We start from the raw sequence: 15,772 nt of genomic DNA, 5'->3' as shown, positions 1-15,772 counted from the left end.
CATTTCACTTATCCCCGCAACCGAGGCTTAATCGTTCGTGAAGTAACAGTAGGACAGCATGGGCGGAAAGGTGCAGTTCTTTTCATGGATGGACAAGTGGACTGGAAGCATCTGGACCGCTGTGTCATGGTGCCTTTAATGAATATAGAGATGAAGCATGTTGAAGAGCCGGATATCGATTTGCTGATGGCGGATACGTTCAAAGATGGAAAAGTCACCTCAAAAGTAGAGCTTGGACATATTACTGATAGTATTTTGGCAGGCTCCGCTGCCATTTTATTTGATGATGTAGCTGAAGCGATACTCATCGTGGTTAAAGGGTGGGAAAAGAGAGCCATCGATACCCCTAGAACAGAGGTTGTTGTACGCGGAGCAAATGAAGGGTTTACTGAGGAGCTAGAGACGAATTTATCAATGATTAGACGAAGACTGCGGACGCCTGACCTCATTGTGGAGTCTGGTTTTGTAGGTACGCTCTCACGGACTGAAATAGCCATTGTATATATTAAATCGATTGCAAACGAAGAGCTTGTAGCCGAGGTTAGAAAACGTATCGCAAGCATTCGATATGATTACATCGGCGATAGCGGCACGATTGAGCAATTAATTGAGGAACATTCAAATTCAATTTACCCCAATATACTCAGCACCGAACGACCAGACTGGACCGCGGCACRTCTTGCCAATGGTTACGTAAGTATTATGGTCAACAATTCGCCTTTCTCTCTAATTGTCCCAGCTCATTTTCCACTTTTTCTGCAAACGGTGGAGGATACTTATCTTCGTTGGCCCTACAGCAGTTTTATCCGTTCGATTCGCGTGATCGGTTTTTTTGTTGCACTCTATTTGCCGAGTATCTATGTGGCAGTCGCTAATTTTCATCAAGAAATGATTCCAACGACACTTATGCTAGCTATTGCAGGTTCACGCGAGGTTGTCCCGATTCCGCTGGCTGCAGAAATATTTATGCTCGAATTGATGTTCGAAATCATTCGTGAAGCAGGCGTCAGGATTCCGAGCGTTATCGGTCCTACAATTGGTATCGTTGGGGCATTGATACTGGGGCAAGCTGCCGTACAAGCCAATATTGTAAGCCCGATCGTTGTCATTATTACGGCAACGACAGCGCTAGCTTCTTATACGATTCCGAACTATAACATGCAGTTCGCCACACGTATGCTTCGTTTCATTTATTTGCTTGCAGCGTCTTATCTCGGCTTGGTTGGCGTTGTTTTACTGTCATTATTGCTATGGACTACGCGAGCAGCGGAAAATTCGTTCGGCGTTCCTGTACTAGCTCCTTTTACTCCTCATAGACCCAGCAGCGATTCATTTTTGAGAAAAGCAATCGATAAGCAAATTTATCGTCCGTTTTCGATCCGTCCCAAAGATGCGAATAAAATTCCGAGCAGTAAAGCGGCAGAAAGCGATGAGACGAACAAACAAGGGGATGCGCAGAAGTGAGAATGCATCACATTGGTTTAAGAGAGGCTACTGCAATCGGCATTATTTTTATCATCACAAAAATATTTTTGCCTTTCCAAAGGTCTTTGGCAGAAGAAGSGGGCTCCGCAGCTTGGATTATTCTTGTCATTGCGATGCTGTTCTGTCCGCTTACTTGGTGGGCGATTAGAGGGGTGATAAACAACGGTCCAGAAAATAGTACATTAATTACGGCTACGGAAGACATATTAGGCCCGATTTTGGGAAGTGCAGTTAATCTGATGTACTGCACTTTTTTCTATATGATTACATTCATCGTGCTTCGTGAATTTTCAGAAATCATATCCTCTGAAATTTTGCCTAGAACACCACTTATGGCTATTCTACTTGCGCTTTTATTACCGATTGCCTTTATCGCACATACAGGAATCGAGGCCATTGGCCGAATCAGCTCCATAACTGTATTCCTCATTGTAGGAAGCGTTTATCTATTGCTAATCGGTGGTTTAATGACTCATATGGAGCCCAAAGCTTTATCACCCTTATGGGGAACTGGTCGTTCTCATGTACTATTTATGGGTGTGATTAAGAGCTCTTTATTCTCCGAGCTGCTTGTACTCGGATTTCTTCTGCCAAGAATGCGACATCAGAAGGATTGGGGAAAAGTGGCTTGGTGGTGTATCATCGTTTCGTCTGTCCTACTGCTCAGCACAACGATTTGTTATTTATTTATCTTCCCATATCCAACAGCTGCGCGAATAAACGTACCGTTAATGGAAATTAGCAAGCTGATTGTATATGGACGGTGGCTGCAGCGCTTGGAAAGTTTGTTTCTCATCGTTTGGTTAATTAGTACAGTCGTTAAATTAGCGGTGGGCTTATATTGTACAGCTTCAGCGTTGTCTCAAATTTTTCACTTGCCAAGACATCGGCCGCTTGTGTTTCCGCTGACGATAACGATATTCAGCTTTGCCATGCTGCCAGACAGTGAGATGACGGCCATCGCTTGGGATCGGGACATTCTTAGAACCTATGGTTCAATCATTTCGATTGGTTTGCCTATGCTGACATGGCTGGTAGGCATCATCCGTAAAGGGAGGAGACCAGCGTGAGACGCTCATTTCGGATTGTAAACACCATAGTGGTTACAGTAACGAGCCTGATTTTTTTATCGGGCTGCTGGGATCGGCTGGACCCGGAAAATATGGCTTTTGTGATTGCAATCGGTGTGGATGAAGGCCCACAAAATGATTTCTTATTTAGTTTTGCCATTGCTGTACCAAAGCTCAGTGATATGGGTCAAAGCTCAGGCGGAGGGGGAAATAAAGTTGTCATTGTACATACCGTTGAAGGCTCCAATATGGCTTCTGCACTCGCTCTTAGCCAAAGCTTTATTGCTCGCAGATTAACGCTAATTCACTCTAAAGCGCTCATTATAGGCGAAGGGCTGGCCAGAAAGGGCGTTATGCCTCTATTAAGCGAAGCGGTTCGTAATCGGGAATTTCGGCGTACCGTTAATATGATTACAGCAAAAGGAAAAGCAAAGGACTACCTGCAATTTGTTCAACCAACGACTGAACAGGACGTAAGCTTCTGGTTTGAGCTTGAAGTAGATCCAAAAAATCAAGGCGGCACTATACCGAAGCAAGCGCGTTTTCATGAATTTATTATGGATGTCGAAAGCAAAGGCACAGGAGCTATTTCTATATTATCAGCTCCTAGGCCTGATGTTAAAAAAGGCAAAGAAAACTTTCCTTCTGATGAGAAGGATCTGAATCCAGATGCCAAACAGCCTATTGTGAGTGATCAATATGCAGGGAAAATAAAACGAGCAGGTGATGTTCCTGTAGAATTTTTCGGCAGCGCCATATACAAAAGCAGCTCTTTGGTTGGTTATTTGAATGGATCGGAGACACGGTTACTAAATATGCTTCGCGGGGAATTGGAGGAAACGACTTGGGATTTCCATGACCCTTCAGACAAGAAGCTCAATTTAAGCATGACAATGAATGCCGATAGGCAAGCAAAGCTGAAAATAAAAAGGAACGGTGATCAAGTTACCGCAGTTTTCGATGTTAAATTGGAAGGAGAACTGATCAGCGTGCAAACAAAAGTGAATTACACCCAGCCGAATAATCGAGAAAAGCTGGAGAAGTCCATTCAAAAACAATTGCATGAGGACGCGCTTAAATTGTTGAACAAGACCATTCATCAATGGAATGTCGATTGTTATCGGATCAACAATCGAGTGGTATCCACTTTTTCATCGGTGCAAGAGTGGGATGCATTTAATTGGAGCAGTCATTTGAAGGAAATGAAGTATGAAGTTAATATTTCCTTTGTCATGCGGCGATATGGTGGTCAAGTGGGGCCCGCGATTGAAGGTGATCAGGTTTCATGAGTAAGCATGTTATGTTGTTTACTATTTTAGGTTTATTCTCCATTTGGGGCTGTGTATATGTGGGAAGCCTTGCTCCCTCGCTTTGGAAGCAGAAAAATTTTAGAGGAGCCATTGGTGTAAGTATATTAGCGGGCGTCACGTTAGTTGTTCCTGTTTTAGTCAGAATAATTGGAGAGGAATAAAAAACAAGGCCTTTGCTAACTGCAGAGGCCTTGTTTATATGGTTGCCGCAATATAAGTAAGCTGTTTCTTTATCCAGTTACAGCATCTACTCGTGATTGATCAGCATTTATGCAGCGTTTGCATACCGTGATCGATGAGCCGTTTTTTGTCGCTCGCGGATAAAGCAATTTGATTCTAGTACGATTGCAAGTAGGGCAGGTGCCTCTGCCGCGTGATGGGAGGTTCCAAAGAGTCCGTCCTCTTTTTGATTTTGCCATCGATTATTCCTCCTTTCCGTTCAATTACTGGTTAAAACAATTTGTTTCAATATCTGTATTTTAATTCCTGTTCAGGTAGGTTTGAAAGATAATAAATGACTATAATTAAACTGTTTCTTTTTTGTCGCCTATCTTTAAACTAGCAGCAAGCAAAATGAAAATGATGATCATTAGCACGGCTAGCGCCGGAGCAAAGTTATCAAATAGATCGGATGTGAAGCCGATAAATAGAGGGCCAATGGATCCTAATAAGTAACCGCCAAATTGCATGACAGCTGATAATGATGTAGCTTCTTCCGCACTTTTAGCCTCTTGAATTGGAATAAGGATTGCTAGTGGAAACAGACCGCCAGCACCAATACCTAGAAAAACAGCAGCAAACCATGGAGAAAAATGCAAAAGCAATAAAACAATTCCGATCAGTTCTGCAAGACCGCATACGAGCAGCCAAGTTTTTCTGCGGCCAGTTTTACTTACAAGCATTGGAATGAAGAAGCTAATAGGAATTTGAATAACAGTAAATAATGTAAGGATAAGACCAGATTGCGAATGGCTTAAACCTAACGATTGAGCAATGGGAGCGAGCCAAGCAGTTATCGAATAAAAAATAGCGGCCATACAACCAAAAAACAAGGTAAACAACTGTACACGTTTATTTTTGACAAACAAAGATGAGATCGTAATAACGGTTCTCTTTGTTCCTTTTTTCTTTAAAAGCGGGAGAAGCAATAGAGAAGCGGGCAGTGCTAGAATCCCCCAGAAGCCTAAAGAGTACTGCCACGATTCATTTAATTTATGGAATAAAGGCACAGAGAAGCTGGATGCAATCGCAGCCCCAATGACCATAGCTACAGAATATACGCCTGTTATGCCCGGCTTATTTGGAAAGTGTTTTTTTATAAAGCCTGAGATTAAAGGTCCTGCAATTCCAATCCCAATACCCGTGAATAGCGATGTCGTAATTAAGAAAAGGCTGCTATTTGCGAATACACGAAGGGAAGTGGCTGTCAGGATCAAGAGCATAGCCGCAAGCAATGACTTTTCTATTCCTAAATGGGAATTCAGCTTTATCGCCAAAACAGCAAATATCCCCATACAAAGAACGGGCAGTGTCGTCATCAAACTTACGGTGACCCCGCTCATTCCTAAATGGGATTGAATAATATCAAATAATGGACCGACCGAAGTAATCGATGGTCTTAAATTCAAGGATACAAGAAATATAACTAAAATAAGATACATATAACGCATAGGAAACATCCCCTTCTTGGTTGTTGCACTCATTATAGTTTTGTATTTATAATAGTTCAATACTATATAATCTATAGAAATGATAGCATTTAACTATAATCGAAGAAGGGTTGTTACTATGGAGATTAGACAATTACAATACTTTCTTATGTTGTGCAATGAATTGCATTTCTCTGAAGCGGCATACAAATTAGGGATTTCACAACCGACGCTAAGTCAACAAATACGAGTGATGGAAGATGAGCTCGGCGTTCCTTTATTCGATCGCATTGGTAAAAAAACGGTTAAAACCGAGGCGGGAAAGCTTCTTGAAAGCTATGCTTTGAACATTGTTCAACAACTAGAAAACGCCAAAAAGGCAGTATCCGATCTTACCAATCTGGATGCTGGTCAATTGCGAGTAGCCGTGCTGCCATCGGATCTCGATTATCGATTAACTTCCTTGCTCGTTGATTTCCACAGGGAACTGCCGAATACAAAAGTTCAAGTGATACCATCGATTAATATTTCAAATAAAGTGCTGAACAATGAGGTTGATATTGGTGTTGGTCTAGCGATTCAGTCAGATCCAMGGTTAACTCGCATTCCTTTCTATACCGAATCGTACAGCCTATACGTAAATAAAGAACATCTTTTAGCAGCGCAGGATATTATTTTGCCAGAACAATTATTAGAGATCCCTTTTGTAATGTTCCCCAAAGGTTTTTATGGACGTGATTTAATTGACACATGGTGCAAAGAGCAAGAAATATCTATTCACACCATTATGGAGACAGGGTCTGTTACATCTTTGTTTCAGCTCGTAACAGAAGGAATTGGAGCTACCATACAACCAAGCCAATTGATTGAAAGCTTCCACTCGATGAATATCTGTGCGATCCCGATTAAACATTCACCGACGCGAGAGTTGGAAATTTTTTATCGCAATGATCGATATTTGAGTCGTGCGGCTAAAGTTTTTATGAAGAGGTTGGAACTGTTTTTTTGAGAAAGTAGTTGCAATTACGTTTACTTTTATGTAAAAATTTAGATGTAATTATTGATTGATAGGCTGAGGGGAGAGGATCATTTGAAAGAGGAAACTGTAATAGAGCTGGTCGAAGTAGCGCCATTTAAGGCGCTGGCAGTGCGGACAGGAATGACGCCAGACAAGAGTGGTACAAGGCTGGCTTGGAGCAAGCTGACTGAACATGTGCCGCTGGACGATGAGCGGCTGACTTCAGTACAATCAGCGTTTGTATTCATCCCTCAGCAGCAATGGGACAAGGAAGTGGATACACTTTGGGTCGGTCTTAAAGTTAGCGAGTTCGGCATCGTGCCCGAAGGCGTTGAAGCGCTGGAAGTTAGCGGTGGACTGTGTGCTAGAGCTCGCGTATATGGCGATGAGACGAGTATGTGGGGAGTATACGAGAAGATGTTCTCCTGGCTGGAGCAGTCACCGGATTACGAGCTAGATAAACGTGATGGTGTACTCGGCATGGAGACGGTTCCGCTCAGGCCAATCAACGCTTTGACCATTCCGTATTCCGACATCAAAACCTTCGATTTCACGATGCTCTATCCCGTTCGGCAGAAGCTGGTCAAATGAAATCTATTGCTTCATTTGATATCACCGCTGTCTCTAATGATCACATTAACGGTAAACTCTTGCTTTAACTTTGGAAACCATTCTGTTTTCCAGTTTTCGCTTTGATTCTCCGTCATCTTATTGCGGTAATATTGTCCCAGCCCCAATATATCTGATTTATGAGCTTGAAGTCTGCTGAGTAGATTAGTGTATCTTTTAAGCATTAAAGCTTCCAGCTCTTTTTCAACCTCAGCATTCGTAGGGTTTCCCTTCTCTTCTTCAATAACGCCTGTTAATTTCATTTGGCTCTTCATACTTGGAGTGGAACCAGACCAAATCGCTTCATTGTGAACACGAGCATTATCGATCATAACGGTTGCATTATTCATGAGTTCAACCGTTCCTCCTGAATATTGGCCTTGGTAAAGGTTGTAAATTAGCGTCTCTTCAATCGACATTTTTCCGACCATACGATCCCTGTTCATTATGGCAGAACCGAGGGACATGAAGGGCGTAGTAACCCCTTTCGCAATAAGAGGGATTGCAGTATCCTCTGTTTGTACATACATTCCGCGGTAGGCTTCCCAAATGTGAATAATGGAAATATTCGGTGTCCAACCAGACTCCTTGCCAAAAAAATCATAAGCGGATAAACCGATATTCACCTTTTTCTTATCGTGCATTAACTGTGAGAAATCTCCAGATACAATAGCGACTAATGCTTTCGGTGAAATTTCTCTTGAACGGATAACAAACTCGATGGCGTCTTTAATGCTTTTTCTTGCCGTGGTTTCACTTATGAGCAGCAGCTTTAAGTGCAATAAATCAATACTTTCCTCTGCATGGGTTCGGAGAATATCAACCGCCTTGTCGATCGATTTGGCTTCTGCTTGCAGCGTTCTTGTTGAGTTGTTTTGTTGGTTCGGAATACGTAAAAAAACTTGAACATTGCCTTCTTTGCCTTCCGTTATTCCCATAACGACAGGCAGCATACGTTTATTAATGTCTTTATTATTCCAGCAGCCTCCTAATACGGCGAAGCTGCAGCATAACAATATGAACGCTATAAGAGGTTTATATCTCATGCCAGCTTCCTCCTTTTTACCAAACCCATAATGAAAATAGCTAAAGGTAGCGCGAAAATACAGTAAAAGCGGAACCACGTATCCATATTGATGAGAACTTGAACAGAATTCCAAGTGGGAAGAAACCCTGCAAGCGCAACGACTGAAATAGCGAGAATGATCACGATAACGGGTACAGAGGAAATGAGATAAAGCTTTTGAATTAACTGGATCATCATCCAAAGTAAAAGAGCAGCGTAAACAAAAACAGAAATGAGCGTACAGGTAATAAAAAATAAAGTTAGCCTATCAAACATAATCCAACTGATATCAATGGAATCCATGGATATAATGGTTGGGAATTGAAAGCGAGACGAGGTTTCGCGGCCGAATATAAAAAGCGGAATATAAACGAGAGCTATATAAAAAAATAGCAAACTCACATAAGTTAAAAAAATGGATTTGCTTTTTGTAAATATTGGATATTTATAGAGAGGGATAAATCCTAAGAACAAAAATCCAGAATGTGCAATAAAACTCGAGTAAAAGTCAGTGCTGGCCATGAAAGAAAAGGTTTTATCTATCAGCGGATAACCATTCTTTAAATCAAAATTGCCAAACGAAGTGATAAACGAAAAGAGTGTCACTGGCATACAAATGATAAAAAGAATGAGAGTTGCTCTTATAATAGTCTGAATTCCTTTCCATGCCGCATATAGAGGCACGAGTACCAACAATGCAAGTGACCATAGGGGATATTCTGGAAGGAAGGTCACGGTCAGCATTTCGGAGTGAACCCTGAGAATGACACAAACATCGATAAAGAAGAACAGGAGCAACGGGGCAAGAATGAAGCGTGCAGCCCATTTTCCTGTTATTTCATTAAAAATATCGGCAAGATCCATTTTTGGAAAACCAGCAAGGCCTTTTAGATACAGCCACATTAAGATCAATTCCAACAAATATCCGATTAAAATAGGCTCCCAATGTCCGCTTTTTGTAGAAGCGATCGTTTTTTCAGGGAAAATTAAAAGAATGGTAGCTAGATGAACTAAAAAAAATGTAGTTAATGGTGCGAATTTACTCATTAGAACCTCCAGATTTTATACTCGAGTTCACATACGGGTAGTGGAAAGTAGTCATACTTGATAAGTAAAAACATATCCAGACGACCCCGACGAGCGTGCCTAGCAGGCCATAAACCGCGCTGATTAACAAAACAACGTATTTTAGGATTCGAATCAAATACGCATTTTGGTAGCTGACTAACGTGAAATTGGCTATTGTTGTCGCAGCTAAAACAATGATTAATAAATTACTGACCAATTTTGCCTGAACAACGGCTTGGCCAAGTATAATTCCCCCTACCATCGTAGTGGTGGGTCCTATACTCTTTGGAAGTCTTATGCTCGCTTCGATAACCATCTCCAAAATGCCAAGCATGAACAAAGCTTCGACGAGTGCGGGATAAGGTACACCTTCTCTGCTTAGTGCCACAGATAAAGCCAGCTGAATACGAAGAACCTCTGGATTGACCGCAACCAAGGCAACATAAAGACCTGGTGCGAGAAGGCTTACGAACAATCCGAGAATCCTTACCATACGTATGGTAATCATATAAACGAATGGATAGTTGCGATCCCCTTGCATACTCCAAAGATCGGTCACAAAACCAGGCATAGCCATTGCAAAGGGATGATGATCCAAAAAAATGATGATGCGGCCTTCCATTAAATGCCGAACGGACTCTGAAGGAAGCTCAGTTGAAAGGAATGGCGGGACAAGGCTGTACTTTGGCAGTCCTAGCATTTTTGATAAATCTTGAATGCTTTCAATTTCAGTGCCTTTATGTTTCTCCAAAAGGGAGTTGATATGGTTTATGAATTTTTTTTGAGATTTGTTTTTGATGTAAAATAGGCTGATTTGGCGTGGATTAAATGAGCCTATTGAATAAGTACTGAGGATTAGATGATTAGCTGTTATTTTGGATCGCAACAAGCTTATATTCGTATTGATATCTTCCGTAAACGCATCGAATGATGATAATAGTACACTTTCAGTTAGTGGGGGACTGATCGGTCGGGAGATTTGCGGATGCAATAAATTAAGCATTAAAATGGTGGAACCGTCTTCAGAAAAGAGGCCAATTCTCCCTCGTAATAATGATTGTGCAATCTCATCTAGAGATTTCACATAAGCCCCTCCAAAAGTAGAAAAAATCTGATCGAAAACATCGATCGATTCATTGGAATAGGGCTCGAGCAGAAGTAAAGAATTTCTAGACTCATTAATGTTTACTAGAGATTCAAAATAGCAAAGTTGAATTTTTCTGTTATGAATGAGAAATTCCTCTTTGACGAAGTCTGAGCTTTCTTCGAAATATTGGTTTACTTGATCATATAAGTTCATGGATAATGGTTGATTCATGATTTACCACCCCGTAGTTAAGGCCCTCCACAAAGCGGAGGGCCTTTTGGCTGTTGTTTAGGAGTTGCGTTGACCTAATTGTTGTTCAGCAATTTGGACGAGCTTCTTCGTAATATATCCACCGATTGAGCCTGCATCACGAGTCGATAAGTTACCGTTGTAACCATCTTGCGAGAACTGTACACCTAATTGCTGTGCTGCCTCTGTTTTCAATTGTGAAATGGCTTGTCTTGCTTGCGGTACGACTAAAGTATTCGAACTTCTTCTGCTCATGTTTTATCACTCCTTCATGGGATGTAAGGTTATTATGGTTTGTAAATTGTAAATGTATGCAAGTTTAAAAACTGATTTTTCGAAAAAATTACAATGCTCATAAAGATGAGTATAATGAGTATTGCATTGATGCGGAAAATTGCATTTCATACACAAATAAAAAGCTTAGGAGTGATGGTTTGTGGAAGGTGAGAAAATATATCTGTCTCCATTAGAAATAAAGGATACCGAAGAGCTGCTTGCAATTAGACGAAGGAATTTTTATTTTTTTCAGCCATTTGAGCCTATAAGGCCAGAGCATTATTTTACGATCGAAGAACAGAAAAAAATGATTGAATCAAGCCTGCAAGCTGCGGCTAATGATCAAGGTTTTGTGTTTGGCGTGTTTCTTAACGAGTCGAATAAGCTTATAGGGAGAATCGAATTATCAGGCATCGCGCGAGGCCCTTTTCAAAATGCGTATCTGGGTTACTTCCTTGATCAAGAGCATAACGGCAAAGGTTATGCGACTGAAGCCGTATCATTATGTGTCAATTTTGCGTTTAATCAAATCGGCTTGCATCGTATTCAAGCAGGAGTCATGCCAAGAAACTTGCCTTCGGTTCGAGTGCTTACGAAAGCTGGCTTTAGATACGAAGGACTTTCCACCAAATATTTGAAAATTAATGGCGTTTGGGAAGACCATGCGATCTATGCGATTATTACTGAGGATAGGGATTCTATTCAGTAGAAATTGATGCAGAAATTCAATTAATTCCAGAATATAAAGAGAAAATGACCCGCTTAGCAGAACCTCATATTTGGGAAATGTTTCAAATTCGCATAGGGTGTGTATTAGCCTAATAGAATGAATTTAAACAAACAAAGAATGGGGTAGTGATGTTCAATGAAAAAAATGTGTTCACTTATGCTAAGTTTGTTTCTGGTRGTCGTTGTTATTGCAGGAACAAGTGGAGGAGCCACCGCAGAAGCCGCTGTCAAAAAAGAGTATCTTGAAATTTCAAAAAACGTCGTTTATTACGGACAATTGAAAAACGGCAAACCGCATGGAAAGGGAACAATGTCCTGGTACCAAACAAAAACGTATTCAGGTGATTGGGTGGACGGCAAACGAAGCGGGTTTGGTAAATTTGTGAGCAGATCTACAAGCGAAGGCACAGAAATTACATACGATGGCGCTTGGAAAAACGATCTTAAAGCAGGCAATGGTTCATTGAATACGAAGATTATCAGCTCGGATGGCAGTGTACAATCACATAAGATTCAATTCGGTCAGTTTACGAATGACAAATTCACAGCAGGATATTCCGTATTGCATGTGAAAGATGAACCAGCATATAGCTTTAACTACAAAGATACAGCGATGAATCTTCAAGTGATCGGTACGAATGTGAAGATGAAGGAAGCATGGAAAAATGGTACATTCTCAACCATTCAATTTATGAAGGGTAAAGTGATGAAGCATTACGCTGTCGCATTCAACGAAAACCCTTCTTTGGTCAAACAGAACAAAGCGACACTTAAATATTTACAAGGCATTCAATCACAAGTAAACACGCATTTGATTAAGTTTGAAAGCTTAGCTAAGCGGGTGCCTTTGGCTTAATGCATAATAGATTTTAAGCGGATGGCTCCTTATGTGAAGGGGCCATCCTTTTTTTAATCTTCCTTCACGTTTGTCAAGTACTACAGAAACATGGTACTAGGTGGATGGTGAGGTGTTGTGTATAGTTAATTTATCCATACAACGCGTGGAAAAGGTACTTCAGGAGGGTGAATAGTTGCTGTGAATACAACATTAATAAGAAATGGTGAGCTGCAATGGAAAGCATCCATCCTGAAGCAGCATGAAACATATGCCTATCAAGCGGCTTATTATTTGCTTGAAGATGAGTTCCTTGCAGCCAAAGCAGCGATGGATACACTTGCAGCATTGATTCGGGATGAAGCTTTTTTTGTTAAGGAAGCCGTGCTCCAGCAGAAGCAATTGAAACAATTGGTTATGAAAATATCGCTGGGCATTAAAGCTTCACACCTGCAAACTTCAATTTAACCAAATAACAATAAACCTCAAACTTATGCTTCACTCTCCTCGTTGCTTGTTCTAAATCAATTCAATTCTACTCCAAGTTCAATTTGGATTTTTTCTCATCCTGCCGCTACAGCCCATTTTCGTAAACAACACTGATATGATATAGTTTTTATGTAAGATAAAGACAATTCATGCAGGAGGATGTGGCAGTATGATCATAGACTTGACGCATATGATTCATGACGGGATGCCGGTATTTCCGGGGCACACAGAGACGACTCTGGTGCAAAGCAGTCATTTTCAAAGTGATGGGTACAATAACCACCAATTATCGATTAATATGCATGCAGGCACTCATATCGACGGCCCTATGCACTTATTGGACATTCAGAAATATATGACAGAAACCTCAGTTGAGCAATTTGTTGGAGATGGCGTACTGCTGGATGTAACTGGGGCTGCAGTAGTCGATTACAAAGAAGAGTACGAAACACGTATTCATGAGGGACAGATCGTTATTTTACATACTGGGCACGGCGATTTTTATGGGAAACCTTATTATTTCAGCGATTATCCGGTGTTGACCGCCGATTTTGTTGAATTGCTTATTCGAAAAAAGGTGAAAATGATCGGTTTAGATACCCCTTCGCCTGATCGCTATCCTTTTTCCATTCACAAAAGCTTGTTTGGCAGCAATATTTTTATTATAGAAAATTTAGCGAATGTAAAGCGGCTGATTGGCATTCAAGCTTTTGAAATTATAGCGCTGCCGCTCCTTATTCAAGCGGACTCATCCATTGCACGAGTGATCGCACGCGTAAAAGAATAACGATATAATGAGACATACAGCCAGTTCAAGCTTTCAACTAAAACGAAGGAGGATGATGTTTTTATGGATATTATTTATCATGGACACTCTTGTATTCAATTGATCGCGGGGGACAAATCGCTTATTATCGATCCCTTTCTGAGAGGCAATCCGCTTGCCATTACGAAAGCGGAGGAGATAAAGACGGATGCCGTCCTCCTCACTCATGCTCATATGGACCATATTTTAGATGCGGATCAGATTGCATTAAACAATGATGCTCCTGTTGTGGCGAACCCGGAGCTCGCGGCTTATATATCATGGAAAGGCGTAAAAACGATCGGCATGAACATTGGCGGAACGTTAGATTTGGGATTTGCCAAAGCTAAAATGGTACAAGCGTTCCATTCCTCGGGGATCGTTGTCGAAGAGGACAAAACCATTTTGTACGGCGGCATGCCTGCCGGTTACATTGTAAATATGGAACAACTAAATGTTCTTCATGCAGGCGATACCGCTTTATTTGGCGATATGAAAATGATTGGTGACCGTCATTCAATCGATATCGCTTTTATTCCGATTGGCGATCATTATACGATGGGGATAGATGATGCGCTGCAAGCGGCAATATGGTATAACGCGAAGCTGGTTGTGCCTGTTCATTACAATACTTTTCCTGTTATTCGCCAAGAGGCTGAAAGCTTCGTGCAGCAGCTGCAAGAAAGAGGGATTAGAGGAAAAGTACTGAAACCAGGCGAGAAAATGACGGTATGACTAGGCATGTAATTTACATTGTCACATGTGTTCTTATAATCGTAATGTCAGTGTGTTTTCTTTGGTACGCGCTATGGGATGCGAGTCAGCCCAAAACCGGACCTGTTGGCAACGGCGTTCATATGCCTACTTTCCAAGACTTATGGCCGATATACAGTATGATGGCAATGGGTGTTTTGAATTTGCTTGTGGCCATTATGCRTTATTTGGAATATAAGAAGACACAAGTGAAAGATGATGTAATGAAATAAGGCGTTTGAGAGTAAAAAGGATTGACAGCGATTTCACGTTTTGTGTATGATGTACCTGTTAACGCGTGTTCATAATGATCAAAACAACATAGAAATAAGTCCTATTTAAATAATAGGATTTATTTTTTAGTATGTATAAACACGCGTTCACAAAAGAGATGCCGTGATACAAGTGAATGCAGATTTTGGAAATTATACTTATATAAGGCGGTTGATATGAGATGGAAGCTGCACAAGAATCCAAAAATAATGAAAAGCGCACATTAGTCAGCATGCTTGAAAAGATCGATGTGAAAACTGGCGAACGCAAAGTTTTGGCTGAATTTAATCATTTAATTGAAGCGCCAAACTGGACCAAAGACGGCAACCATCTTATTTATAACAGCGGAGGTTTGCTATACACCTTTGAGCTAGCAACTGGGGAAAGCAAGCTGATCGAATCGGGGTATGCCAATCATTGCAACAATGATCATGTTTTATCACCTGACAATACGCAATTAGCGGTAAGCCATCACACGCAGGAGGATGGAAAATCACGAATTTATATATTCTCACTATCTGAAGGTTTGCCTGCCCTAATTACACCGTTAGCGCCAAGCTATTTGCACGGCTGGTCTCCTGACGGCGCCTCGCTCGCTTACTGTGCAGAAAGGAATGGTCAGTACAACATTTATACGATACCGGCTCACGGCGGGATCGAAGCACAGCTGACCGATACGCCTGGTCTGGATGATGGACCGGAATATTCGCCGGACGGCCTACATATTTGGTTCAATTCGACAAGAACTGGCTTGATGCAATTATGGCGCATGAACGTTGATGGAAGCGAGCAGACTCAAATGACATTTGATGAGAGCAATAATTGGTTTCCACATGTGTCTCCCGATGGTGAATCCGTTGCTTATATTACTTACCGCAAGGGTGATGTTGATCCGAACGATCATCCTGCCAATAAAGATGTTGAAATTCGTCTAATGCCAAGCAAAGGCGGACCACATGCTGTCATTGCTGAATTATTTGGCGGTCAGGGCACAATCAATG

Annotated in this window: 19 protein-coding genes; 13 read left to right on the top strand and 6 right to left on the bottom strand. The window is 41.3% G+C overall.

Annotated features, from left to right (window positions below):
* The 4 genes from AB4Z17_RS24895 to AB4Z17_RS24880 form a co-directional block, all read left to right on the top strand.
* The coding region (locus AB4Z17_RS24895) for a spore germination protein (protein ID WP_441962742.1) at positions 1–1,464 on the top strand (1,464 nt) is incomplete at its 5' end.
* A 2-nt stretch (positions 1,465–1,466) separates the two neighbouring features.
* Positions 1,467–2,555 carry a GerAB/ArcD/ProY family transporter gene (locus tag AB4Z17_RS24890; protein ID WP_441962744.1) on the top strand — a complete coding sequence of 363 codons (1,089 nt, stop codon included), beginning with the start codon at positions 1,467–1,469 and terminating at the stop codon, positions 2,553–2,555.
* The gene (locus AB4Z17_RS24885; RefSeq protein WP_441962740.1) at positions 2,552–3,844 is read left to right on the top strand and encodes a Ger(x)C family spore germination protein; all 1,293 of its coding nucleotides are present in this window, start codon (positions 2,552–2,554) and stop codon (positions 3,842–3,844) included. Before AB4Z17_RS24890 ends, AB4Z17_RS24885 begins: the two co-directional genes overlap by 4 nt.
* A complete protein-coding gene (locus tag AB4Z17_RS24880) occupies positions 3,841–4,026 on the top strand; it encodes a hypothetical protein (RefSeq protein WP_441909918.1) in 186 nt (61 codons plus the stop codon). Before AB4Z17_RS24885 ends, AB4Z17_RS24880 begins: the two co-directional genes overlap by 4 nt.
* 69 nt (positions 4,027–4,095) lie before the next feature.
* On the opposite strand, the gene AB4Z17_RS24875 is transcribed toward AB4Z17_RS24880, so the two are convergent.
* Together AB4Z17_RS24875 and AB4Z17_RS24870 are read right to left on the bottom strand one after the other, a co-directional pair.
* Positions 4,096–4,284: a hypothetical protein gene (locus AB4Z17_RS24875; RefSeq protein ID WP_339208474.1), complete on the bottom strand. Its 189-nt coding sequence runs from the start codon at positions 4,282–4,284 to the stop codon at positions 4,096–4,098.
* 105 nt (positions 4,285–4,389) lie between these two features.
* Positions 4,390–5,535, bottom strand: a complete 1,146-nt coding sequence (locus AB4Z17_RS24870) for an MFS transporter (protein ID WP_441962738.1) — start codon at positions 5,533–5,535, stop codon at positions 4,390–4,392.
* A 118-nt stretch (positions 5,536–5,653) separates the two neighbouring features.
* Here AB4Z17_RS24870 and AB4Z17_RS24865 point away from each other — a divergent pair, with 118 nt between their 5' ends.
* Both AB4Z17_RS24865 and AB4Z17_RS24860 read left to right on the top strand, forming a co-directional pair.
* Positions 5,654–6,523 (top strand): LysR substrate-binding domain-containing protein, encoded by an 870-nt coding sequence (locus AB4Z17_RS24865; protein ID WP_441962736.1) that lies wholly within the window; start codon positions 5,654–5,656, stop codon positions 6,521–6,523.
* A gap of 81 nt (positions 6,524–6,604) precedes the next feature.
* A complete protein-coding gene (locus AB4Z17_RS24860; RefSeq protein ID WP_441962734.1) occupies positions 6,605–7,123 on the top strand; it encodes a GyrI-like domain-containing protein in 519 nt (172 codons plus the stop codon).
* Between the two features lie 11 nt (positions 7,124–7,134).
* On the opposite strand, the gene AB4Z17_RS24855 is transcribed toward AB4Z17_RS24860, so the two are convergent.
* The 4 genes from AB4Z17_RS24855 to AB4Z17_RS24840 are packed head-to-tail and all read right to left on the bottom strand — an operon-like array spanning position 7,135 to position 10,866.
* Positions 7,135–8,187: a Ger(x)C family spore germination protein gene (locus tag AB4Z17_RS24855; RefSeq protein WP_441962732.1), complete on the bottom strand. Its 1,053-nt coding sequence runs from the start codon at positions 8,185–8,187 to the stop codon at positions 7,135–7,137.
* Positions 8,184–9,254, bottom strand: coding sequence for a GerAB/ArcD/ProY family transporter (locus AB4Z17_RS24850; RefSeq protein WP_441962730.1), 1,071 nt, complete (start codon positions 9,252–9,254; stop codon positions 8,184–8,186). Before AB4Z17_RS24850 ends, AB4Z17_RS24855 begins: the two co-directional genes overlap by 4 nt.
* Positions 9,247–10,593 (bottom strand): spore germination protein, encoded by a 1,347-nt coding sequence (locus AB4Z17_RS24845; RefSeq protein ID WP_441962728.1) that lies wholly within the window; start codon positions 10,591–10,593, stop codon positions 9,247–9,249. Before AB4Z17_RS24845 ends, AB4Z17_RS24850 begins: the two co-directional genes overlap by 8 nt.
* A gap of 57 nt (positions 10,594–10,650) precedes the next feature.
* Positions 10,651–10,866: a small, acid-soluble spore protein, alpha/beta type gene (locus tag AB4Z17_RS24840; protein WP_441962726.1), complete on the bottom strand. Its 216-nt coding sequence runs from the start codon at positions 10,864–10,866 to the stop codon at positions 10,651–10,653.
* A gap of 181 nt (positions 10,867–11,047) precedes the next feature.
* On the opposite strand from AB4Z17_RS24840, the gene AB4Z17_RS24835 reads away from it, so the two are divergent.
* From AB4Z17_RS24835 to AB4Z17_RS24805, 7 genes are all read left to right on the top strand, one after another.
* Complete coding sequence (locus tag AB4Z17_RS24835) at positions 11,048–11,596, top strand: GNAT family N-acetyltransferase (protein WP_441962724.1); 549 nt, start codon at positions 11,048–11,050, stop codon at positions 11,594–11,596.
* 156 nt (positions 11,597–11,752) lie between these two features.
* Entirely contained in the window at positions 11,753–12,472 is a 720-nt protein-coding gene (locus AB4Z17_RS24830; protein ID WP_441962722.1) for a hypothetical protein, read from the top strand.
* Between the two features lie 180 nt (positions 12,473–12,652).
* On the top strand, positions 12,653–12,919 hold the full coding sequence (locus AB4Z17_RS24825; protein ID WP_441882046.1) for a hypothetical protein: 267 nt from the start codon (positions 12,653–12,655) through the stop codon (positions 12,917–12,919).
* A gap of 190 nt (positions 12,920–13,109) precedes the next feature.
* Positions 13,110–13,727, top strand: a complete 618-nt coding sequence (locus AB4Z17_RS24820; protein WP_441909908.1) for a cyclase family protein — start codon at positions 13,110–13,112, stop codon at positions 13,725–13,727.
* Positions 13,728–13,790: 63 nt separating this feature from the next.
* A complete protein-coding gene (locus AB4Z17_RS24815) occupies positions 13,791–14,480 on the top strand; it encodes a metal-dependent hydrolase (protein WP_441962720.1) in 690 nt (229 codons plus the stop codon).
* Positions 14,477–14,731: a hypothetical protein gene (locus tag AB4Z17_RS24810; protein ID WP_441962719.1), complete on the top strand. Its 255-nt coding sequence runs from the start codon at positions 14,477–14,479 to the stop codon at positions 14,729–14,731. The genes AB4Z17_RS24815 and AB4Z17_RS24810 overlap by 4 nt, the downstream gene beginning before the upstream one ends.
* Positions 14,732–14,952: 221 nt before the next feature.
* Positions 14,953–15,772, top strand: an 820-nt coding sequence (locus AB4Z17_RS24805) for a transporter (protein WP_441962717.1), incomplete at its 3' end; no start/stop codon positions are given.

Source organism: Paenibacillus sp. TAF43_2, assembly GCF_052113545.1.
Lineage (GTDB): Bacteria > Bacillota > Bacilli > Paenibacillales > Paenibacillaceae > Pristimantibacillus.
Note: the sequence above shows the minus strand (reverse complement) of the source record. Positions and strands in the feature narration are given on the sequence as shown.